Annotated in this window: 1 protein-coding gene; it reads right to left on the reverse strand. The window is 81.7% G+C overall.

Translation table 11 applies throughout. The features are described 5' to 3' along the window. On the reverse strand, positions 1–230 hold a 230-nt coding region (locus tag SB717_RS39990; RefSeq protein ID WP_410908931.1), incomplete at both ends, for a hypothetical protein.

The following is a 230-nucleotide window of genomic DNA, read 5'->3' on the forward strand; positions in this document are numbered from 1 at the left end:
GTGATCTCGCGCGGGTCGAAGGCCTCCCAGACCGGCAGCGGGTCGCGGCCGCGCCGCTCCACCCAATGCCGGATCAGCGCTTCCGGCGGCCGGGCGACCAGATTGGCCCGCCGCGCCACCGTCGCCGCCGCGGCCCGCTGGGGCGCGCTCACCGCGCGCCGGGCGGGCGAGGGCTTGCGCGCGAAGCCGTCCCCGGCCCCCGCGCTCCCCGCCTCGCGCCCGCCATGGCC

The sequence above is a fragment of the Priestia sp. SIMBA_032 genome (assembly GCF_046535215.1).
Taxonomy (GTDB): Bacteria; Bacillota; Bacilli; order Bacillales; family Bacillaceae_H; genus Priestia; species Priestia aryabhattai.